Here is a 21,917-nt window from a genome sequence, read left to right as displayed (position 1 = left end):
AATAGAAATTGTTTGTATACGATAATATTAAACTGAGATGTTGTTACATAAGGGAGGTAAAATCATGAATCGGAACCCACTTATTCCATTTGCTCTTATCGCGGTTTTGGGGATTGCATTAATGTTCTTTCTTTCAGTTAAAGGCCTCGGCGATGCTGAAGAAATGGCGAATAAAGCTGAGGGCGGCGAAGAACAAGCAGACACTGCTTCAGCAAACCCGGAAGAAATCTACCAAAAAAGCTGTATTGGCTGCCATGGCGGCGACTACCAAGGTGGAGCAGGCCCTGCATTGAAGGGTGTAGGCGACAGGCTGTCCCAGGAAGAAATTGCTGATATCGTAGTCAATGGTAAAGGCAATATGCCACCCGGTCTTGTTGCTCAAGACCAGGCACCAGCAATGGCTGAATGGCTCGCAGGTATAAAATAAAATAATGAAAAATGGTCCTTTGCATCTGTGAAGGACTTTTTTTATACTAGAGGAGTCAATTTCACAATGTGATAAGTTAAACCGAAAAACGAATGAAGTGTCTAAATAAACAGGATCATGCGTACGAAACGAATACTATCTTAATTTTTACATAACTGTTCGCTTTTTCAATTAAAGAATTGCTTTATGAAATTCATTCAAAAAAACTATATTAATGTGGTGACTCATGAATACCGAGAATCTATCAGATCGTTTAAAGGCAGTTGTACAATATATCCCTGCAGGCAGCAGGCTTGCCGACATTGGCTCTGACCATGCTTACCTGCCGTGCCATGCTGTTCAGCAGGGGATCGTTACATTTGCGGTAGCGGGCGAGGTGGCTGAAGGACCATATCGATCGGCAAAAAAGCAAGTAGACGAGGAGGGATTATCCGATAATATCTTCGTACGCAAAGGCGATGGACTTGATGTTATCTCTCCGGGTGAGGTTGATTGCATCACAATCGCCGGAATGGGTGGAACGTTAATCGCTTCGATATTGGAAAAAGGCAAACAAAAGCTTCCGGCGGTTAAGCGCCTTATCCTCCAGCCGAACATCGGTGCCATTTCGATTCGCAAATGGCTAATGGAGCATGACTGGAAGCTGGTCGATGAAAAAATTTTAGAAGAAGACGGAAAAATCTATGAAATATTGGCAGCGGAACAAGGTGATCCGCGTTCCTATTACGGCGAGTCATTCGAAGGCGGTCTTTTGCTCGGCCCGATCTTAATGTCAAAGCAAAATGATGTTTTCCGTAAAAAATGGATTTCTGAACGGGATAACTGGGAACGGATTTTAATACAGCTCGAAAAAGCGGACGAGAACAGGGAAACATCCAAAAAAAAGCAGGAGCTTCTTGAGAAAATCAGAATTGTAGAGGGGGTTTTGAAAAAATGAAACAAGTCAATGGTTTTGAGGTTATTCAGTTGTTTGAAACATTCTCGCCAAAGAGCCTTGCAATGGAAGGGGATAAAGTCGGACTCCAGATTGGCAGGCTGAACAAACCTGTCGAAAACGTGATGATCGCGCTCGATGTACTGGAGGAAGTCGTTGATGAGGCGATCGACAGGGGTGTCCAGCTCATTATCGCCCACCATCCGCTCATTTTTCGCCCGCTCCAGAAAATCGCAACAGATACTTATCAGGGTGCTGTGATCGAAAAGCTGATTAAACACGAGATTGCTGTTTATGCGGCCCATACCAATCTGGATGTTGCAAGCGGCGGTGTGAATGATATGCTCGCTGCAGCACTTGGTCTGCAAAACACGGAACTGCTTTTTCCAACATATGAGAACAAATTGAAAAAGTTAGTCGTGTTCGTACCTGAAGAAAATGCGGCAGACGTCAGGGAAGCAGTCGGGAAAGCGGGAGCGGGTGCAATCGGCGCTTACAGCCACTGCTCATACTCAAGCAGCGGCACAGGCCGATTCTTGCCTGGTGCCAGCACTAATCCGCATATCGGCCGCCATGGAACCCTAGAGACAGTGACGGAGGCGAGGATTGAAACGATTTATCCGGAGACAATTGAAAAAAAAGTACTGGGTGCAATGCTGAAGGCCCATCCATATGAAGAAGTGGCCTACGATATTTATCCTATGGACAATAAAGGTGAGCTGCTTGGGCTTGGCAGGGTCGGTTACATAGAAGAGACGACATTAGAAGCGTTTGCTCATCATGTAAAAAAGGTCCTGGATGTGCCGGCAGTCCGTGTGGTCGGGAACTTGAATACGACAGTCAAGAAAATAGCCGTGCTCGGCGGTGACGGCAATAAATATATCAATCAGGCCAAATTTAAAGGGGCAGACGTATATGTGACCGGGGACATGTATTACCATACTGCTCATGATGCAATGATGATGGGCCTTAACATAGTCGATCCCGGTCATAATGTTGAAAAAGTGATGAAGCAGGGAACCGCGACTGTTTTAACAAGGTTGTCCAGGGAAAAGGGTTATGCCATCAACATCTTTCCATCAACAGTCCACACAGATCCATTTCAATTTATTTGAATGAATTTCATAAAGCAATTCTTTAAGTGAAAAACGAACAGTTACTTATTCGTTTCCTATGGCATAATCCTGTATATCTAGACAACTTTGTTCGTTTTTCGGTTTAGCTTGTTACATTGTGAAATTGACTCATTTAAATGCAAAAAACCCTTGCCGCTTGAGGCAAGGGTTTTAGAAATCACGGTTTAGCTGTCAATTTTTTTACTTTTGGAAGAATCTTTCCAAGTGGTACCTTCTTTTCATGTACCCATGTAGACGAATCTGCAGGATCATATTGCTCGAGAAAGGTGATCACTTCTTTTGTGATCGGCGTCGGTGTCGACGCTCCAGCTGTAACGGCTACTGTATTTGCGTCTTTTATCCAGTCCAGTTCAAGCTCCGATATGTCGGCAATTCGATAAGCCTTCGTGCCGGCAACTTCCTCGGAAACCTGGGCAAGCCGGTTCGAGTTATTGCTCTTCGGGTCACCGACAACAATCAACACGTCTGCTTCACCGGCCTGCTCGGCGACTGCTTCCTGGCGCACCTGGGTAGCCAGGCAAATTTCCTGATGCATTTCCACATGAGGATATTTTTCTCTAACCTTTTCCATAATATCTGCTACATCCCATTGACTCATCGTTGTCTGGTTGGTGACAATAATCTTTTCGCCGACAACTTGAAGGGCAGCGACGTCCTCAATTGACGATACTAAATGGACGATCCCTGGAGCGACACCAACGGCACCTTCAGGCTCAGGATGCCCCTTTTTACCGATATAGATGACCTGGTAGCCTTCTTTTTCTTTCTGGCGGATTAGATCATGTGTTTTCGTAACATCCGGGCAAGTGGCATCGATTGTTACCAGGCCTTTTTGTGCCGCAAGCTCCCTCACTTCAGGAGATATCCCGTGGGCTGTGAAAATAACGGTACCGTGGTCAACCTGCTCCAATATTTCTTTGCGATTCTGTCCATCAAGAGTAATGATTCCTTCTTGCTCAAATGCATCTGTCACATGCTTATTGTGCACAATCATACCGAGTATATAGATAGGCCTTGGCAAAGACTGATCCAAAGCTGCATTACGGGCAATAACCATCGCATCAACTACGCCATAACAATAGCCGCGCGGTGATATTTTTAATACCTTCATATTGAGTCCTCCCCATAAAAGCAAATAAATGCTTATGTTTAATTATATAAAAGTTATGGGAAGATTACAAAGCGGAATCACTAATGTATATCATTAGCAATAACCGGGAAAATGCACGTGAAAAATTCTTTTATTGTTAAAAAAATATTTTCGGTACAGAATTTCCATTTTTCGGCCGCCTTAATGGCACATCTTCCTGATCCTGCAGGGACTCAGATTCTGATTCAAGATCGTCCCAGGATTCAGATTCTGATTCAAGGACGGATCGTTTTCGGCTGCGATCTTTCTTAGTTTTTTTTGCATGATCCCCGTCATTTTCAGGGGCATCCTTTAGTCCTTTATATAATTTCAACATCGCAGGGAAGTTTTTGACGAGCGGCCCGTACTGCTGGACAATCGGCCCGAAAGATTGCATGGCATTAAGTATTTGCTGGGTATTATTTAGAAATCCGTTTATGGTGGCAGGATTGGTAAGTGTTTTTAAAAATGAGCTTCCAGTTGTTGCTGCAGGTGAGCGGGTCTGGCCGCCCACAACAAAAAAACCGCCGCCGGGAGCACCTGGATATCCCGTGTTTTGGTTTCCACGGCCAAAAATTTTCGACAGCAGCCCCCCTCCTTGTTTGGCCCGCTGCTGCGGACCCATCATTTGGCCGAATGGCCCGCTGCTCCTGCCATGGTTGAAGCTCGGTCCGGGTCGCCGGCGATTCATAAAACCGGGGTTGATTCCGCCGCCAAACGAACCTCGATGTCTCGGCTGCATAATCATTGCCTCCTTCATGGTTACTCTCATTGTTAACATATGCTTCTAAACCATTTTGGTTTTGGGCAGATGTGGAGATCAAAAAAGCTGCTCTCATTAATTGCTCTAAATTGAAAAATACTATAAGGGGTCAGTTCCCAACTGGGTACTTCCAAATGCCGCAGTGGCGATTTAATGAAATCTTTATTATAATTACAGGATGGGTGCATAGGAACGACCTTTAATTCATGATATGAGGAGTTAAATAAATGACTGAAACGAAGTTTTTACAATACAAGCTTAAGCCTTTCCTTATAGAAGCAGTGGCCGATCTTGGTTTCCAGGAGCCTACTGAAATACAGCGCCGGCTCATTCCGATCGTGCTAAAGGGTGAGAGCGCAATTGGCCAATCACAGACAGGTACCGGGAAGACCCATGCTTATGTACTGCCGATTCTGAATAAAATTGATCCTGCCAAACAGGAAGTCCAAGCAGTAATTACTGCGCCAACCCGAGAACTCGCGAATCAAATTTATCAGGAAATCCTCAAAGTTACAAAGCATTGCGACGACGACAAAATGATTTCTGCCCGTTGCTTCATTGGCGGGACGGACAAGCAGCGCACGATTGATAAATTGAAAACGCAGCCTCACATTGTTGTTGGAACGCCGGGAAGAATCAACGACCTTGTGAAGGCGCAGGCTCTTGTTGTTTATACAGCCTCCACACTGGTAATTGACGAAGCTGATTTAATGCTCGATATGGGGTTTATTGAAGATGTGGACCAAGTAGCGGCGAGGATGCCGGAAAAGCTTCAAATGCTCGTCTTTTCTGCAACGATTCCGGAAAAGCTGAAACCGTTATTAAAAAAGTACATGGAAAACCCTGCCTATATCCATATTGAGCCAAAACAAATTGCCGCAGAAAACATTGCCCATTACGTCATTCCAGCACGGCACCGTTCGAAGATTGAAATCGCTTTTCAAAGCCTGCAGCTTTTCAATCCGTACTTGGCGATTGTTTTCACGAATACAAAAAAAATGGCTGATAAAGTCGCAGATGGTTTGCTTGAAAAAGGCTTGAAGGTTGGTAGAATCCACGGCGATTTAAGTCCGCGTGAGCGCAAGAAGGTAATGAAACAAGTAAATGATCTTGAGTTTCAATACATTGTTGCAACTGATTTGGCGGCGAGAGGAATCGATATCGAGGGCGTCAGCCATGTCATTAACATCGAATTGCCGTCTGATTTGGATTTCTATGTGCACCGCGTTGGCCGAACCGCCAGGGCAGGCGCTTCAGGGGTCGCTTTGACGATTTATGAGGATTCTGACGAAGATGCCCTGAACCGGCTTGAGAAGCTTGGAATCCAATTTAAAAATGTTGATATCCAAAAGGGCGAAATGGTCGAAACAGGCGACCGAAATAAACGCAAAAAACGACAGAAGCAGGTGGACGACCTCGACGTCCAGGCGAAGTCGATGGTCCGGAAGCCGAATAAAGTAAAGCCTGGCTATAAAAAGAAAATGCAGGCCGAGGTCACTAAAATAAAGAAAAGGCAAAAGCGGGTGCAAAGAAAAAAATAACTTTTGCTTAAAAAAGGGAGAGAAGAGAATATGTTGAAAATTGGTTCACACGTCTCAATGAGCGGAAAAAAAATGCTGCTTGCTGCGAGCGAAGAAGCTGTTTCATATGGCTCAAATACATTTATGATCTACACAGGTGCACCGCAAAACACACGACGAAAGAAAATAGAAGATCTCAATATTGAAGAAGGTCGGCGTCATATGGAAGCGAACGGCATTGATGACATCATTGTGCACGCCCCCTACATTATTAATATCGGGAACGCTGTTAACCCGGCTACATTTGAACTCGGGGTGAATTTTTTGAGATCGGAAATTGATCGTACCGAAGCAATTGGAGCGAAGCAAATTGTTTTGCATCCCGGCGCGCATGTAGGAGAGGGGACTGAAGCAGGCATCAAGAAAATAGTCGAAGGGCTTAACGAAGTATTGACAGGTAAGGACAAGGTCCAGGTTGCCCTTGAAACGATGGCGGGCAAAGGATCGGAATGCGGAAAAACGTTCGAAGAGCTTGCGATGATTATCGATGGAGTCACTTACAGCGATCATGTTTCAGTATGCTTTGATACGTGCCATATCCATGATGCGGGCTATGATATCGTTGAGGATTTTGATGGGGTTTTAAATCAGTTTGATAAAATTATCGGTCTTGAAAAATTAAAGGTACTGCATATTAATGACAGCAAAAATGCCCGTGGAATGAGAAAAGACCGCCATGAAAATATCGGATTCGGGAATATCGGTTTTAGAGCACTCAACTATATCGTCCACCATCCTCAGCTGGCGAGTATTCCGAAAATCCTTGAAACTCCTTATGTTGGCGAGGATAAACTAAACAAAAAGGCGCCTTACAAGCATGAAATTGCGATGCTGAGAGAACAAAAATTCGAAGACAACCTGCTCGATAACATCATGTGCGGATGATAAAAAAAGTATAAAATTTTCGAATTAGTTAGGTGTTTTGGTGTCCAGCTCCAGCGCCTAGCCCCTCGAGTCGCTTCGGTCCTGCCAATGAAGTCAAAGAGCGCGACTTCACTGTCAGGCCCTCCAGCGCTTGTTGGGGCTGAGCAAGGCGCTTCCGCTTTTCTTTTTACTTTGTAAGTTCGAGAAAAATCCGGTTGACTTCTCTTGCTGTTTCAGGGCCGGCAACCTTGGCAATTTCTTTGATTAATCCGGTCCGCTCGGCATCATTAAAAATATTAATTTGTTTTCCTTTTAAATATGCCGCCACTTTGTGCGCTTGCGCCCTGCTGACTTTAATCTGAAATTGATTTGCATATTTCATTAATTCGTCAGCGGAGATCGTATTGATCTTGTGATTAATGATGTTTTGAAAAATTTTCACAGTCGTCACCTCTTTAGCAACATATGAACACTATTCATGAATCGTGACAAAAATTGAAATGACGGCTGTGGACGCCTGTGCGTTTTCTTTACTTTCATACCCGGTTGTTGTATACTACAAAATGTAAATCGGAATGATTCTTAAATTAGGTGATAGGATTGAAATCAACTGAAATGATTGTGAAGATAGAAAATGTTTCGTACCGGTATGAAAAGGAATTGGTGCTCGAGGATATTAACCTTGAGATTTTAAAGGGCTCCTTCCTCGGAATTGTCGGCCAAAACGGTTCCGGTAAATCAACACTTCTAAAATTAATCCTCGGGCTTTTAAAGCCGCAAAAAGGGGAGATCTTCTTATTCGAAAAGGAGATCAGCCGCTTTAAGGACTGGCAAAAAATTGGTTTCGTTTCTCAAAAGGCAAACTCGTTTAACACAGGGTTTCCGGCAACGGTCTTTGAAGTAGTCGCAAGCGGACTGACAAAAAAAATCGGCTTGTTCCGGTTTATGGACAAAGAAGACAAACTGAAAGTGTTTAAAGCAGTAGAATCGGCTGGACTCGAGCACTTGATCAAAAAAAACATCGGGGAATTATCCGGGGGGCAGCAACAGCGAGTTTTTATCGCAAGAGCACTTGTCAGTGATCCCGAGCTTCTCATTTTGGATGAACCGACCGTTGGGGTTGATGTACAGCATGTACAGGCGTTTTATCAAATGCTCGACGAATTGAATAAAAAATTGGGTATTACCCTTTTGCTTGTTACCCATGATATCGGCACGATAACCGATAAAGTTACCCACGTTGCCTGCTTGAATAAGCACCTCCATTTCCATGGCAACACCAAGGAATTTGAACACTTGAAAATGGAAGAAATGTCTGAGTTCTACGGGCATGACGTTCATGTTCTGACACATGATCATTCCCATCATGGAGGTGTGGAATGATTGCCAACATACTTCAATATGAATTTCTGCAAAATGCTTTTCTGACAGGGATTATCATCGGGATTATTGCTCCGCTTCTTGGCGTTTTTATAGTGGTAAGAAGGTTATCTTTAATTGCGGACGCGTTAAGCCACGTAACTCTTGCTGGAATCGCAGCGAGCCTGCTTCTTGAGAAGCGTTACCCGGCGCTGACAGGATTGAATCCACTCTACATGGGGATGGCCTTTTCGGTAGCTGGCTCCGTTTTTATTGAAAAGCTTCGCACTGTATACAAGCATTATCAGGAGCTGGCGATTCCGATTATCCTGTCGGGTGGCATCGGGCTCGGAGTAATATTTATTTCACTGGCAGACGGTTTTAACACAGATTTATTCAGCTATTTATTTGGGAGTGTCAGCGCAGTAAGCCGGACAGATCTGTGGACAATTGTCATTATCAGTCTGTTTGTGATCGTCGTTATTTTCATGCTTTATAAGGAGTTATTTTTATTATCCTTTGATGAAGAACACGCCAAGGCTTCCGGTATCGCAGCTAGAAGTGTCCATTTTATATTTATTGTCATGGTGGCTCTCGTAATTGCAGCATCAATGAGGATTGTCGGAATCCTTTTAGTATCTTCGCTGATGACGCTGCCTGTTGCGGCAAGTATTCGCATTGCCAGAGGATTCAAACAAACCATTCTTTATTCCGTTATCTTTGGTGAAACGTCGGTTCTTGGCGGGTTAACGCTGTCGTATTATCTTGATTTGGCGCCAGGCGGTACAATTGTGATTATTGCCGTGGCGATTTTAATGATCTCAATCCTTTTTAAAAAATTTTTATCGGCAAGACCTGTGTAAATTCAGCATTAGGCTCAGGCGGCCAGTCTTCCGATTGATTGCGGATTAAGAGGTGAATGAAATGAATGTGGACGAAGCTTTAAAGATATTGAAGGACGAAGGATACAAACATACAGGAAAAAGAGAAGAAATGCTGCAGCTTTTTGCTGCCAGCGATAAATATTTAACGGCACGCGATGTATTAGAGGATATGAAAGATGACTATCCGGGACTAAGCTTCGATACGATTTATCGGAACCTGTCTTTATTTGTCGATATGGGCATTTTTGAAATGACGGAACTGTCAGGCGAAAAGCATTTTCGATTTTCATGCACCCATAAACAGCACCACCACCATTTTATCTGTCTTGACTGCGGAAAAACGAAGGAAATTGACACATGCCCAATGAATGGATTGAACGAAGATCTGAAAGGCTATGATGTCTCAGGGCATAAATTTGAAATCTACGGGCGTTGCCCTGAGTGCTACGAATGAAAAAACGGCTGGCCGATCAGCCGTTTTTTTATTTCAACCAATTTTCAACCCAGTTTGCGGCCTGCCGCCAATTTTGAACACGGATAACACCTTCAGGCGTCGCAGCGCGGTTGTACGGGGTATCAAATAATATTACCGGAATCCGGCATGCCTCATGAATCATGACGGCATTATCATGTTTGTCCTCAAAAAAAATATCGACATTATATTTTTTGGCTGTGGCGACTTTGTCATGTGAACCAATTAATTCCACATGGTGGTAGGTTAGGCCTTGTTTGCAAAACCATTCTTCTGTCAAAGCAAGCAAGTCTGACCTTCGCGCGCTGATAAAATAAAGCTCATGATGTTCTTGCCATTTGAGTAAAATGTCCCTGGCGCCTTCGGCGAGAGGTGAAGTTGAATATATAAGCGGCTCGTTTTCGGCAAACCACGCTGCAAATTCGCGCTCTCCTATATTGACGAGCGGGTTTAAATCATATTGTTTGATGTCTTGTAATGTTATGTTCATGCTGAAGGCCTTGTTTAAATGAGGGATCATCGACGTTGGACAAGTAACTGTCCCGTCGATATCAATACCAAAACGTTTTCCCATGTTGATGATCCTGCTCCTGTCTTTGCATTATTGTCTTTATATTATCAAAAGAACCGTGATTTCTAAAGACTCGAGGTCGACAATCAGTTTTTTGCCTGAAAACACAGGAAAAATGCAGACAAACATTAACATAATGAAACAGTGTAAAGTCGCAAACAATATGAATGCTCCATTATGAAAGCGAGGGATGAACATGGCGGAAAAGCAACGACAAAATAAAGGTGCAAAAACCAATCGTAATAAATCCGATCTGGGGACCAGTTATAACGATACAAATTTTCGTGAAGAAACAGCAGCTGAGGTCGCTGCTCCAGTCCGTATTGACCGGAACGTCAATAAGAATAAATCAAACGGGGGGAATTCGGGTGAAGTAGCTGCAAGCGGCCGGGGTATTGGCTATGCAGCCCTTGCGCTGTCTATTTTATCCCTGTTTGTAATGCCAATCCTGTTTGGGGCGGCCGGGATTATTCTCGGCTTTGTTGCGCTCAGAAGAGGGGCGGCCAACCTCGGCGGTTGGGCGATTGGAATAGGCGCAATCGCCATTATAGTAGGGATGTTTGTCCTGCCGTTTTTCTAAAGCTTTTCAAAGATAACGGAGCAATTGAAAAGCAAAAGACCCGGCGAATTTTTCCGCCGGGTCTTTTACCATTATGGTTGGACAACTTCTTGTTGTTCCAGAGCTCTCGCTGCAAAATATTCTTCTGCAATCTTATCAATTTCTTTCTTTAGTTCCTCGACCATAGTCTCTTCCGGAACCTTTCTGACGATCTTTCCTTTACGGAACAGAAGTCCTTCGCCTCTTGCTCCGGCGATGCCGATATCGGCTTCACGGGCTTCCCCCGGGCCGTTTACCGCACAGCCCAGCACGGCGACTTTAATCGGTGCTTTAATTTTTTGGATATACTCTTCGACTTCATTTGCAATACTGATTAAATCAATTTCAATCCTTCCGCATGTCGGGCACGAAATCAAAGTCGCTGCATTAGAGGACAGGCCAAAGCTTTTTAACAGCTCTCTGGCGACTTTCACTTCTTCAACCGGATCAGCACTTAAGGAAATACGCAGCGTGTTTCCGATCCCTTTGCTTAAAATAGCTCCAAGGCCCGCAGCACTTTTGACCGTTCCTGCGAACAGCGTTCCTGATTCGGTTATGCCGAGGTGCAGCGGGTAATCAAAAGCTTGTGCTGCCTTTTCATATGCCTCAATCGCGAGACCGACATCAGATGCTTTCATCGAAACGATGATATCGTGAAAATCAAGATCTTCAAGAATTTTTATGTGGTGCAGAGCACTCTCGACCATACCGTCCGCAGTCGGATAACCATATTTTTCCACGATTTTACGTTCGAGGGATCCGGCATTTACACCGATGCGGATCGGAATTCCTTTTTCTTTAGCCGCTTTAACAACAGCCTCCACTTTTTCACGTTTTCCGATGTTTCCCGGATTGATTCTAATCTTATCAGCTCCGCCTTCAATTGCCTTTAAGGCGAGCTTGTAATCAAAATGGATGTCGACAACAAGCGGGATGTTGATTCGTTTTTTAATTTCCGGTATCGCATTCGCAGCGCGCTCATCCGGGCAAGCCACCCTGACAATCTGGCAGCCTGCCTCTTCCAAACGGAGTATTTCGGCAACTGTCGCTTCGACGTCGTGCGTTTTTGTTGTTGTCATGCTTTGTATAAATAATTCATTGCTCCCGCCAATCGTTAGGTTACCAACTTTAACGGGGCGCGTTTTTGTGCGATGTATAAGTCCACTCAATCGAGATTCTCTCCTTTAAACATTGGATTCATAAGCTGTGTTATAACCAATATGCTTCCATTGTATCAATGAACTGCTGAATTTGACAAGGATATGACACCTGCGGGAATTAATATTCCGGGAACTTGTAGTCTTCGCCAATTTGAATTTCTGTTGGTTTCAATCCTTCATTAAGGCTCTGGAAATCGGTAATTACTTGCTCAATCGAGACGGGGACTGCTTTATCTATATTTTTTTCAATAATCGACAAAACTGTGTCGCCCGGCTTAACGCTTGATTCGAAATAAGCTAGCTGAGTTTCCATTTTCGCCTCGATTTTTTTCTCCTTAACACCCGGCAGAGTGCCTGAGCTAAGATCAAAGTAGATAACATATATGACCAAAACTACACAGATGAATCCGGCAATCCGTTTCATATTAAGCGGCCTCCAGTCGAAATGGGAGTTTGTCCAATATATATGTCACCGCTTAAGAAAATAGAACAGATTCTTTAACTTATTACATTGTGAAATTTACTCATGTTATTATAATTGTCTATGTGATGGGATAAACTTCTCACTTTCTTCACAACCTAGAAAGGATTTTTAGGAGGTGAGAAATATGTCAAATCAAAATCAAAACCAAAACAACAACGGAAATAATATGGCACAGAATGTTGCTAATAGAGTTAAAAACAGTGCTGATGTAGTCTTTGATGCAGCTCAAAATACGATCGAAGCAACAGAGAATGTTACGATGAACGCTGTTGATCAAACAGCTAACGTGATCGACCGAGCAACAAACGGTGTAAGCAAAGCGATCGGTAATCAACAAAATAGAAACCAAAATAGGCAACAAAACAACGAGTAGCTGTAATATATTACATTACCCATCTGGATCTCGCCTGTGGGATAATGCCAGATTTGAAAAAATAAGCGGGGCCTTTGGCCGCGTTTATTTTTTTACATTGTAATGGTAATGTTTCGTTAATTCGGATAATTCATCTGATAAAGTCATTAGTTTCTCACCCGCAGAATGGCTAAGCTTTACTTTTTCCATTTGCTGCTTTGAAGCTGACATCATTTCTTCTGCACTGGCAACAGTTTGCTGTGACACGAAAACGAAGCTTTCCGATGCTTGCTCCATTTTAGGCAGCGTATCGTTCAACCCTGACAGTAATGCTTGTACATTAGCAATCATTTCATTAACCGCTTCAATCTCCAGCATTAAGCTGTCAAAAGTCTGTCTGCTCACAGAGGCATTATTTAAGTGACTTTCAAGTCCTGTCAGCATTTTCTCGAATTCGTCTGAAGCTTTCAGGGAAACAGTTTCCATTTGATGAATCGTTGTCGTAATTTCGTCAGCAGCCCGTGACGACTGGTCTGCTAACTTTCTGACCTCACCCGCAACGACAGCGAAGCCTTTTCCCGACTCACCCGCCCTGGCTGCTTCAATGGCAGCATTTAGTGATAACAGTTTGGTTTGTTCGGCGATTTCTTGAATTAAGTTGATTACTTTCGCAATCGACGAGGAATGGTTCTTAACCGCGTGAATCGTTTCAGTAACTCCGCGAAACTCACCAGCAAATCCTGTTATAGACTCAGCCATCGCGGCAACACTCTTTTCTCCATGGACAGCTGAACGGTTCATCGCGGCCGCTTTATCGGTAATATGCTCAATGTTCATAAAAATATTGCTGATCGACCTTTTCATTTCATGGAACGTGTGAACACTTTCTTCTGAGCTTCCGGCTGTTTGTTCGGCTCCTGCTTTGACAACCTGAATCGCCTCCACTAACTGACGATTTTGACTGATCACATCGCTGGATATTTCCCTGAGCTCATTACCTGTTATCGACAGGTTGTTTGTTGTGCCGGAAATATTAAATAGCAAGTCCCTCATTTGCAAGACCATCGCCTGAACGCTTTTAATTAAAGAATTGATTTCGGGTGTCGACGGCTTCGCCTCTATTTGTAGATCCAAATTGCCATTTCTGATTTCCTTCATCACTTCGTGCAGGTTGGATAAAGGCTTTGTCAAACTTCTGACAAGAAGAGTGATAATAACCGAGGTCACCACAAGGCTGATCAGAACGGTAATAACCATATATGTAGCCATTTCATTGATATTTTTTAAGTATAATTTCTGCGGAATGACGATCACATAAATCCCATTTAGCTCCTGTATATTATGAAAAGAGATCGTATATAGCTCGCGATTAATCTCGCGGTGAAGAATCCCTTTTTGCTGCGAGCGAATGTCGGTCAGGACCGAATCGGGAAAAACGAGCTTAGAGTTCCGGCTAACCTGAAACGGTTCAACACCTTTTTGATTTATTAAAAAATAATCCCCTTTTAAATCGTCCTGGGCCATATCGGCATCCTGCGATTTAATGACTTGATCCATTTTTTCGCTGAATTTCTCTTCCTTGCCAACGTAAATCAACATTAAGTTCTTCGCCATTTCACTAATGGTGGCTGCTTCTTTTTCAAGGCGCTGCTCCATCAATTGCACTGTCGTTTCTTTTGATTTTACAAAGGAAATATAAGCAATGCTTGATATCGTGACAAGCAATAGGCTGAGGATGATCGCCAGCAATCTTGCCTGTAAAGACAGTCTGGAAAGCATTCCGCCCCAGATTTCGCCACTTGCCATTTTTATCTGTTTAATCCCAAGCCGATCCAATTAAATGCCCCCTCCCAAATTAAATGCAACTTTAGTATGAAGGAGGTTTGTTAAGGGATTGTTAAGATTTATTATATTTAATCTTAATTTGGATCGTTTTGCCTGCAACTTTATTCCTAAACATTTTTTAAAATGGATTGCAATGTTTTCCGCAGATATTTATTGCAAAAAAAATAAACGAGGCTGAATAGGCCCCGTTTACTCTTTTACGGTAGGTTTCGGTATTTCTTTTATTGCCAAATAGAGCATCAGCAGCGATACGAACCAGTGGATTAAAAATCCGCCTGGAACCTGGGTTTGCAGTGCTCCCATAATGGCAAAAAATATCGTTGGCAATGTAACGCTGTATGCAGCCATTCTCCACAAATGGCGGTATTGCAAATTCCTGCCTGCAAGGTTTTTTAACATTAACCCAAAGAAGGCAAGGATCGATATTTCAACAAATTTAATTGCGCTTGAAAATAAATAAATGACGACAATCATTACGGGAACAAGGATCCCCATCATTGAATCGAGATTGGTAAGTAACTGGGTTACGTCATTCTTTGTTAGATTTAAACCGAGCATTGAGTACGGGTGAACCTGATCTTGGCCGCCGGCTACTAATACCAGTTCATTTTGTAGAAGCGCAACAGCATTATCCTCGTTGCTCAAGTCTTTCTCACTTACTGCGCCCGTTGGATCGACGATGATCGTAAAACCGTCTTTATTGATTGTAACCGGACGATTCTCTTCGGAGGAAAGCTGGCCGTTCTCAATAGCGAAATCGGGCATATCCTCTTCGATCGATTCGCGGGCAGTATTCACTCCGTCAATTAATGCCGTGCTAAGAAAGTACGACGATGGAATAATCGACAAGAGGGTAAGAAAGAAAATATACAAGATCGTTTTGCCAATTCCCTGAAATCGAAATAATGCTATGTCTTTTGGAGAATACAAGCTTTTTAAAAATTGTTTAAATATATTCATTTAACTACACACCCCTACCTAAGTCTTGCTTTCTTATTGTAGCTTTATCACTTTTTAAGCACAAGCTTTGTTGCTCCTTGGGTTCGAAAATATTACACGAATCACACCAAAAACGATCAGGCAAGGTTTGTCGAAAAAAATAATAGTATATATAATAGCCATAAGTGTTTTATTATAACTGAGAAAATTTACAAAGTATTAAGCAAACCGAAAAACGAATTAATTGTCTTAATAAACGAGGACGTTTCAGTAAGAGAGGAATAGTACTGTGTGAATTTTAAATAATTGTTCGTTTTTCGATTAAAGAAAAGCTTTATAAAAATAAAAAAGTTGAAGGATGAATGGTATGGAATACGTCTATTGGGCGGCCGTTATATTAATGTTTATTGTTGCTTTTGCCGGGTTGGTTTTTCCGATCATCCCGAGCGCTTTGTTCTTGCTGGGCGGTTTCTTGCTTTATGGCTTGTTTTTCTCTTTTGAACCGTTGGGCTGGCTGTTCTGGATCATACAAGGTTTGTTTGTGATTCTATTATTTGGGGCCGATTATATCGCCAATTTAATAGGTGTAAAGAAATATGGAGGTTCGAAAGCAGGCGTATGGGGAAGTACGATCGGGCTCTTGATCGGGCCATTTGTTATTCCGGTGCTGGGAATTCTGATCGGCCCATTTCTTGGCGCGATTATTGCCGAACTGCTGATTAACAAGAAGGACATCAAATCAGCGACAAAAATCGGATTTGGCTCGGTGATCGGTTTTGTCAGCAGTGTTGTGACAAAAGCGCTGATCCAGGCCGTCATGATCATTTATTTTTTGATTTTAGTTCTGTAAAAAGGGAGGACATTTGCAAAGTGACCTATATGGAGTTTGGAAATGTCCTTTTAAGGAACCGATAGAAATAACCGCTGAAAAGCGCTAAGTCTAGACTGGCTGTCATTAATTTAAGCCGCAAATTTCAAACGGACAGTTTTGGCAGTCAACTTCCTGTCGCAAATAATTTAAGTCCTTGACTACAAATTTTTGCTGGTCATAGGAAATCACATCAAGCTCCCGCAATTCCTTCAGCATTCTTTGGATGACTTCCCTTGTACCGTATGTTAAATTGGCGAGCTCCTGGTGGGTAAGCGGAATATCGATGAGGATGCCTTCATCAGTCATCACGCCATAGCTGTTGCAAAGGCGGATCATGATCGAATAAAGGCCGCCCTTTTTTCCGTGCATAATTAAGTCCTGGCACTTCATCTGCGCTTTTAAGTAGCGGGTGCTCAGCCATACTGTCAGGGCATTTAACGCCCGGTGGTCATGTGCAATATAATGTTCAAAGTGCTCACGCTTGATCATCAGCATTTCGCAATCGCTCATCGTTTTGGCAAAGAAATGATATCGATCGGAATTCTTAAATAATTGATATTCAATGAGAAGTTCTTCTCCATTCAGGATTTTAAGAATAAATTCTTTTCCTTTTAAGTGAATTCTCCCCAGAGCAACAGTGCCTTCCAAAAGAATATAAATATGCTGGACAGGATCTTTTTCCTGAAAAAGAATTGTGCCAGCTTTCACTTTCTGAACCGTTTCTTTATCGACAAAATGTTGCAGCAGTAAACTATAAAGTGATAGATTGATCTCTCCCATGTATGCCACTCCTTTTAGTCCTTACACCTTTGATTTAAAAGAAGTATTTATAACATGTCAATATGGTTTTTCCAATTAATGGCTGTTATTTTTGGGACAAGCAACTTATATCATTGACAGGAAAGGGATTACTTGAAAAATGACAACTTTTCGAAACAATGACCCGGGTACCCAGTCGCCCCGGTTCGTTCAATAAGGAATGAGGTCAATTATCCCAAAATACACTTTTAACAATGAAAATAGTGGAAATATTATAAGCATTTTATTTGAAACGCTTACCGAACTTTGGTAATCTTATGCTGAAGTGCTTAAGATCAAATCTTGAACACTAACTTTACGATACATAAGGAGGAAATAATGATGGCTTTTGAATTACCGCAATTACCTTATGCTTACGATGCATTGGAACCAAACATCGACAAAGAAACGATGAACATTCATCACACAAAGCACCATAACACATATGTGACAAACTTAAATAACGCTTTAGAAGGAAACGAAGAGCTACTTTCAAAAACTGTAGAAGAGGTTATTTCCAATTTGGACGCAGTTCCTGAAACTGTTCGCACAGCTGTGCGCAATAATGGCGGTGGACATGCAAACCATACGTTATTCTGGCAAATCCTTTCTCCAAACGGCGGCGGAGAGCCGACTGGCGATTTGGCAGATGCAATCAACAGCAAGTTCGGCAGCCTTGAAGCGTTCAAAGAAGAATTTTCAAAAGCAGCTACAACTCGTTTTGGCTCAGGTTGGGCATGGCTTGCAGTCAACAATGGCGAACTGGAAGTATCAAGCACTCCAAATCAGGATAATCCGTTAATGGAAGGCAAGACGCCGGTTCTTGGACTTGATGTTTGGGAACATTCTTACTACCTTAAATATCAAAACCGCCGTCCAGAATACATCAATGCATTCTGGAATGTTGTAAATTGGGATGAAGTATCCAAGCGTTATAGCGCGGCGAAATAAATTTATAAATGAAGACCCCTGTCAGAGATTGTCCGGCAGGGGTTTTTATATGTATTAAAAATACTTGGCCGGTTTATGATCATAACTCATGATCGACGCGAAGAATTAAAGGAAAGACTCCGTGCTTTAACAGCAAACTCAGAATCAAAAGCATTCAGTCCTCATCCATATCCCTTTTTCGCTAGAAAGTGCATACACGAGTTGATTTTGTTGAAAACTACCCCTGTGATACAAAGGGGAGTTTTTTTATGAACTTGAAAAAATTGATCGGAGATGTCGAGCTTACAAGAGATTTAAGTTTATTGCTGTTGATTGGCGGCCTTTATTCATTGAGTGTTGCCCTTTCCAATACATTTGTTAACATTTATCTTTGGAAACAATCCGGTGAGTTTATGGATTTGGGATTATATAATTTATCGGTCGTCGTGCTTCAGCCGATCACTTTCATTTTGGCGGGCCGATGGGCGAAGAAAATTGACAGGGTAATTGTTTTGCGGATTGGCGTTATTTTTTTAGCCTCATTTTATTTAGCGGTCCTGTTTATAGGAACAGACGCGTCGAGCTTTTTACTGCTCCTCGGGGGGCTGCTCGGGATCGGCTATGGTTTTTACTGGCTCGCCTTTAATGTGCTAACCTTTGAAATTACCGAACCGGAAACGCGGGATTTCTTTAATGGTTTTCTCGGAATCTTGAACTCGATTGGCGGGATGATCGGACCGATTGCTGCAGGTTTTATTATTTCGCGGCTTGAGAATTTTACCGGCTATTCAATCGTCTTTGGTTTATCTTTAACATTGTTTTCAGCAGCCGTGTTTTTTAGCTTCTTTTTAAAAAGAAGGCCTGCGCAGGGGCGCTACTGGTTTCAGCGCATCCTTTCCGAACGAAACTATAATCGGAATTGGCGGCTGATTACAAATGCACATTTTTTTCAAGGGTTGCGTGAAGGCACATTTGTTTTTATCGTTTCTGTGTTTGTGTTTATTTCAACAGGAAGTGAAATGGCACTCGGAGCTTTTGGGTTGATTAATTCAGGGATTGCCTTTATTACATACTATATCGTTTCAAGGATGATTAAAAAGAGAAACCGGAAACAGGCGATTTTGATTGGCGGTTTGATTTTATATGGATCGATCTTCCTGATTGTCTTCGAACCTACATTTAAAAAGATGCTGGTTTACGCAGCGGTCATCGCGATTGCCTATCCGCTTCTTCTTGTTCCATATGTGTCGCTCACCTATGATGTGATTGGCAGGGGGTGGAAAGCTGCGGAAATGAGAATCGAATATATTGTTGTCCGCGAGCTCTTTTTAAATTCGGGAAGGATCGTGTCAATTTCTTTATTTCTGCTCGCAATTACCTTTTTTAACAGCGAAAAAAGCATTCCTATTCTGCTGCTCATCCTTGGAGCCGGCCATTCCCTCATCTACTTATGTGTCCGCAATATTCATTTTTCTTCACCTTGACGGGGAATTCGACAAATTCTTCGTTTTTTTTCTGGAAAATGCGGTTAGTAATAGATAAATCGATCTTTTTCTTATAGAATAAAGAATAGAAAAATGTAATCCTTTTATAAGGGAAGTGTGGAGAGTTGAACAAAAAGAAAAAGAAGACGCACGTGCCGTTTCGGTTGAATATGTTGTTCTTCGCTGTGTTTTTGCTTTTTTCATTATTGATCTTGAGATTGGGCGTTGTCCAAATTGTATATGGTGACGATTATAAACGTGAGATTGAACGGACCGAGGATAAAATTATCAACAATTCGGTGCCGCGGGGGAAAATGTTTGACCGCAACGGAAAGGTGATTGTTGATAACACGCCGCTGAATGCGATCACGTATACGAAATATCAAGGAACAAAGCAGCAGGAGATTTTGAGAGTTGCCGAGAATCTGGCCCAGCTGATTGATAAAGATACAAAAAAAATACGAGAGCGGGATAGGAAAGATTTTTGGATTATGAAAAACCCTGACCGCGCTGCTGAAAAAATTACTGATAAAGAACAAGCATTATTTGAGGGAAAAGAGCTGACGGATAAGGATCTCTACAAACTGCAGCTCGAAAGAATTACCGAAGACGAAATTAATGAATTTTCCAATGAAGAACTTGAGGTGCTTGCGATCTACCGGGAATTAAGCTCGGGTTATGCACTGACACCGCAAATTGTCAAAAACGAGGGGGTAACCCCTGAAGAATTTGCAGTTGTCAGCGAGAACCTCGAACATTTACCTGGAGTTGATACCACGACTGACTGGGATCGTTATTATGCATTCGGCGATACGCTGAAGTCCGTGCTTGGGAAAGTATCCGATGCGGATAAAGGTTTGCCTGAGGAGCAGCTTGATTACTACCTGTCACGCGACTATAATCGGAATGACCGCGTCGGAATCAGCTATATCGAACAGCAATATGAGGATGTTTTGCACGGCCAAAAAGCGAAGGTTAAAAATATTACCGATAAAGCGGGCAATGTCCTTAAAACAGAAATCATTTCCGAGGGACAGCGCGGCAAAGACTTAGTCCTCTCCACTGATATGGATTTGCAGCTCGCAGTTGAGAAAGCGATCGAAGAAGAGCTTTGGGCTGCAAAAGGTCAAGCAGGGACCACCCTATTGGACCGGGCCTATGTTGTGATGATGGATCCGAATACGGGAGAAATCCTATCCATGGCAGGTAAACGAATTGTAAAAAATGAAGAAACGGGCCAGGATGAAATGCAGGATGATGCGCTCGGAAATATCACGACCACCTACAACGTTGGGTCTGCTGTCAAGGGTGCGACGATTTTGACAGGTTATCAAAACGAGGCAATTGCACCTGGAACACGCCACCATGATGCACCGATGTATATTAGAAGTACACCAGTAAAAAAATCGTGGACAAACATGGGTACTGTTGATGATCTCTTTGCGTTAAAAAGATCTTCGAACGTCTATATGTTCAAAACGGCGGTCACGATCGGCGGCGGCCAATATATTCCGCAGGGCCCGCTTAAGCTGAACACAAAGGCTTTTGACACAATCCGTGATTCATTCAGCCAGTTTGGCCTGGGCGTCAGAACCGGGATTGACCTGCCGAATGAAACGATTGGCTTTAAAGGAATGGACACAAGACCCGGTTTCCTGCTTGACCTCGTGATCGGCCAGTATGATACTTATTCCAATATGATGCTCGCCCAGTATGTTTCAACGATTGCCAATGGCGGCCACCGCCTTGAGCCGCATTTGGTGAAGCAAATCAGGGAGCCGGTTATGGAAAATAACCAGCTTGGCCCAGTCATGCAGGAAATCAAACCAAAGGTTCTTAATAAGCTGCCGATGAAAGAAGAGTGGATAGAGCGTGTCCAGGAAGGCTTCCGCCAGGTCGTCCAGGAACCGGGGGGTACAGCATACAGTTGGTTCCCGCTCGAATATTTGCCGGCTGGGAAAACGGGAACAGCTGAAGCTTTTTATGACGGGCCACTAAGAAAGAATTTTGGTAAAGAAGCTCCTGAAGTCATGAACTTAAGCTTTGTCGGTTACGCGCCACATGAAAACCCTGAGGTTGCCATCGCCGTGTTAGTGCCGTGGGCATTCCAGGGTGACAAAGACCATAAAGCCAACCTTAAAATAGGAAAAAAAGCATTTGATGCTTACTTTAACTTAAAGAAACAGCGTGTCGAACAAAATATGAACCAAGCAAACCCTGTCCAGCAAGTGGAAAACATTGAAGAGGTTCAGGCGGGCCAGGAAATAGCAAGGGAAGTAAATGAACAAAGTGTCGAAAATTAATATGGGAATACAAACAAAAAAACTGCTTTCGAAA

23 protein-coding genes are annotated in these 21,917 nt (G+C 42.9%); 14 read left to right on the top strand and 9 right to left on the bottom strand.

Going from position 1 to position 21,917, the window contains the following annotated elements:
• Positions 1 to 64: 64 nt before the first annotated feature.
• The 3 genes from cccA to CVD23_RS01740 all read left to right on the top strand — a co-directional run bounded on the left by cccA (position 65) and on the right by CVD23_RS01740 (position 2,476).
• Complete coding sequence (cccA, locus tag CVD23_RS01750; protein ID WP_101575583.1) at positions 65 to 427, top strand: cytochrome c550; 363 nt, start codon at positions 65 to 67, stop codon at positions 425 to 427.
• Positions 428 to 653: 226 nt separating this feature from the next.
• Positions 654 to 1,364, top strand: a complete 711-nt coding sequence (locus tag CVD23_RS01745) for a tRNA (adenine(22)-N(1))-methyltransferase (RefSeq protein ID WP_101575584.1) — start codon at positions 654 to 656, stop codon at positions 1,362 to 1,364.
• Entirely contained in the window at positions 1,361 to 2,476 is a 1,116-nt protein-coding gene (locus tag CVD23_RS01740) for a Nif3-like dinuclear metal center hexameric protein (protein ID WP_101575585.1), read from the top strand. The genes CVD23_RS01745 and CVD23_RS01740 overlap by 4 nt, the downstream gene beginning before the upstream one ends.
• Before the next feature lie 178 nt (positions 2,477 to 2,654).
• Here CVD23_RS01740 and CVD23_RS01735 read toward each other — a convergent pair whose 3' ends face one another.
• Both CVD23_RS01735 and CVD23_RS01730 read right to left on the bottom strand, forming a co-directional pair.
• The gene (locus CVD23_RS01735) at positions 2,655 to 3,608 is read right to left on the bottom strand and encodes a 4-hydroxy-3-methylbut-2-enyl diphosphate reductase (protein ID WP_101575586.1); all 954 of its coding nucleotides are present in this window, start codon (positions 3,606 to 3,608) and stop codon (positions 2,655 to 2,657) included.
• Between the two features lie 136 nt (positions 3,609 to 3,744).
• Positions 3,745 to 4,368, bottom strand: coding sequence for a YqfQ family protein (locus CVD23_RS01730; protein ID WP_245917284.1), 624 nt, complete (start codon positions 4,366 to 4,368; stop codon positions 3,745 to 3,747).
• A gap of 248 nt (positions 4,369 to 4,616) precedes the next feature.
• Between CVD23_RS01730 and CVD23_RS01725 the strand changes: the two genes are divergently transcribed.
• Together CVD23_RS01725 and CVD23_RS01720 are read left to right on the top strand one after the other, a co-directional pair.
• Entirely contained in the window at positions 4,617 to 5,930 is a 1,314-nt protein-coding gene (locus tag CVD23_RS01725) for a DEAD/DEAH box helicase (RefSeq protein ID WP_101575587.1), read from the top strand.
• 30 nt (positions 5,931 to 5,960) lie between these two features.
• Complete coding sequence (locus CVD23_RS01720; protein WP_101664962.1) at positions 5,961 to 6,854, top strand: deoxyribonuclease IV; 894 nt, start codon at positions 5,961 to 5,963, stop codon at positions 6,852 to 6,854.
• Positions 6,855 to 7,020: 166 nt separating this feature from the next.
• On the opposite strand, the gene CVD23_RS01715 is transcribed toward CVD23_RS01720, so the two are convergent.
• Entirely contained in the window at positions 7,021 to 7,275 is a 255-nt protein-coding gene (locus tag CVD23_RS01715) for a DUF2624 domain-containing protein (RefSeq protein ID WP_101575589.1), read from the bottom strand.
• 173 nt (positions 7,276 to 7,448) lie between these two features.
• Here CVD23_RS01715 and CVD23_RS01710 point away from each other — a divergent pair, with 173 nt between their 5' ends.
• The 3 genes from CVD23_RS01710 to CVD23_RS01700 all read left to right on the top strand — a co-directional run bounded on the left by CVD23_RS01710 (position 7,449) and on the right by CVD23_RS01700 (position 9,530).
• Positions 7,449 to 8,216 carry a metal ABC transporter ATP-binding protein gene (locus CVD23_RS01710; RefSeq protein WP_101665034.1) on the top strand — a complete coding sequence of 256 codons (768 nt, stop codon included), beginning with the start codon at positions 7,449 to 7,451 and terminating at the stop codon, positions 8,214 to 8,216.
• Positions 8,213 to 9,055, top strand: coding sequence for a metal ABC transporter permease (locus CVD23_RS01705; RefSeq protein ID WP_101575591.1), 843 nt, complete (start codon positions 8,213 to 8,215; stop codon positions 9,053 to 9,055). The genes CVD23_RS01710 and CVD23_RS01705 overlap by 4 nt, the downstream gene beginning before the upstream one ends.
• A 61-nt stretch (positions 9,056 to 9,116) precedes the next feature.
• Positions 9,117 to 9,530, top strand: coding sequence for a Fur family transcriptional regulator (locus tag CVD23_RS01700; protein ID WP_101664960.1), 414 nt, complete (start codon positions 9,117 to 9,119; stop codon positions 9,528 to 9,530).
• A gap of 28 nt (positions 9,531 to 9,558) precedes the next feature.
• Here CVD23_RS01700 and CVD23_RS01695 read toward each other — a convergent pair whose 3' ends face one another.
• Complete coding sequence (locus CVD23_RS01695) at positions 9,559 to 10,122, bottom strand: hypothetical protein (protein ID WP_101575593.1); 564 nt, start codon at positions 10,120 to 10,122, stop codon at positions 9,559 to 9,561.
• Between the two features lie 193 nt (positions 10,123 to 10,315).
• Here CVD23_RS01695 and CVD23_RS01690 point away from each other — a divergent pair, with 193 nt between their 5' ends.
• On the top strand, positions 10,316 to 10,699 hold the full coding sequence (locus CVD23_RS01690; RefSeq protein WP_373270847.1) for a hypothetical protein: 384 nt from the start codon (positions 10,316 to 10,318) through the stop codon (positions 10,697 to 10,699).
• Positions 10,700 to 10,770: 71 nt separating this feature from the next.
• Here the strand turns inward: CVD23_RS01690 and ispG are convergent, their stop codons facing one another.
• Both ispG and CVD23_RS01680 read right to left on the bottom strand, forming a co-directional pair.
• Complete coding sequence (ispG, locus tag CVD23_RS01685) at positions 10,771 to 11,886, bottom strand: flavodoxin-dependent (E)-4-hydroxy-3-methylbut-2-enyl-diphosphate synthase (RefSeq protein WP_101575595.1); 1,116 nt, start codon at positions 11,884 to 11,886, stop codon at positions 10,771 to 10,773.
• A 109-nt stretch (positions 11,887 to 11,995) separates the two neighbouring features.
• Complete coding sequence (locus CVD23_RS01680; protein WP_101575596.1) at positions 11,996 to 12,301, bottom strand: hypothetical protein; 306 nt, start codon at positions 12,299 to 12,301, stop codon at positions 11,996 to 11,998.
• Between the two features lie 184 nt (positions 12,302 to 12,485).
• Between CVD23_RS01680 and CVD23_RS01675 the strand changes: the two genes are divergently transcribed.
• Positions 12,486 to 12,734, top strand: a complete 249-nt coding sequence (locus tag CVD23_RS01675) for a hypothetical protein (protein WP_245917286.1) — start codon at positions 12,486 to 12,488, stop codon at positions 12,732 to 12,734.
• An 84-nt stretch (positions 12,735 to 12,818) separates the two neighbouring features.
• Here CVD23_RS01675 and CVD23_RS01670 read toward each other — a convergent pair whose 3' ends face one another.
• Both CVD23_RS01670 and CVD23_RS01665 read right to left on the bottom strand, forming a co-directional pair.
• Entirely contained in the window at positions 12,819 to 14,519 is a 1,701-nt protein-coding gene (locus CVD23_RS01670; protein WP_101665032.1) for a methyl-accepting chemotaxis protein, read from the bottom strand.
• Between the two features lie 228 nt (positions 14,520 to 14,747).
• Complete coding sequence (locus tag CVD23_RS01665; protein WP_101664958.1) at positions 14,748 to 15,518, bottom strand: DUF1189 domain-containing protein; 771 nt, start codon at positions 15,516 to 15,518, stop codon at positions 14,748 to 14,750.
• 346 nt (positions 15,519 to 15,864) lie between these two features.
• Between CVD23_RS01665 and CVD23_RS01660 the strand changes: the two genes are divergently transcribed.
• Positions 15,865 to 16,347 (top strand): DUF456 domain-containing protein, encoded by a 483-nt coding sequence (locus tag CVD23_RS01660; protein ID WP_101575598.1) that lies wholly within the window; start codon positions 15,865 to 15,867, stop codon positions 16,345 to 16,347.
• A gap of 105 nt (positions 16,348 to 16,452) precedes the next feature.
• Here CVD23_RS01660 and CVD23_RS01655 read toward each other — a convergent pair whose 3' ends face one another.
• Complete coding sequence (locus CVD23_RS01655; RefSeq protein ID WP_101575599.1) at positions 16,453 to 17,148, bottom strand: Crp/Fnr family transcriptional regulator; 696 nt, start codon at positions 17,146 to 17,148, stop codon at positions 16,453 to 16,455.
• Positions 17,149 to 17,508: 360 nt separating this feature from the next.
• On the opposite strand from CVD23_RS01655, the gene CVD23_RS01650 reads away from it, so the two are divergent.
• The 3 genes from CVD23_RS01650 (at position 17,509) to CVD23_RS01640 (ending at position 21,883) form a co-directional block, all read left to right on the top strand.
• On the top strand, positions 17,509 to 18,117 hold the full coding sequence (locus CVD23_RS01650) for a superoxide dismutase (protein ID WP_101664956.1): 609 nt from the start codon (positions 17,509 to 17,511) through the stop codon (positions 18,115 to 18,117).
• A 248-nt stretch (positions 18,118 to 18,365) separates the two neighbouring features.
• Positions 18,366 to 19,580 carry an MFS transporter gene (locus CVD23_RS01645; protein WP_101664954.1) on the top strand — a complete coding sequence of 405 codons (1,215 nt, stop codon included), beginning with the start codon at positions 18,366 to 18,368 and terminating at the stop codon, positions 19,578 to 19,580.
• A gap of 170 nt (positions 19,581 to 19,750) precedes the next feature.
• Positions 19,751 to 21,883, top strand: coding sequence for a peptidoglycan D,D-transpeptidase FtsI family protein (locus CVD23_RS01640; RefSeq protein WP_374702609.1), 2,133 nt, complete (start codon positions 19,751 to 19,753; stop codon positions 21,881 to 21,883).
• Positions 21,884 to 21,917 lie beyond the last annotated feature (34 nt).

The sequence above is a fragment of the Bacillus sp. V33-4 genome (assembly GCF_002860225.1).
GTDB classification, from domain to species: Bacteria; Bacillota; Bacilli; order Bacillales; family Cytobacillaceae; genus Bacillus_BJ; species Bacillus_BJ canaveralius.
The sequence above is the reverse complement of the archived record's forward strand: the minus strand, read 5'-3'. Positions and strand labels throughout refer to the sequence as shown.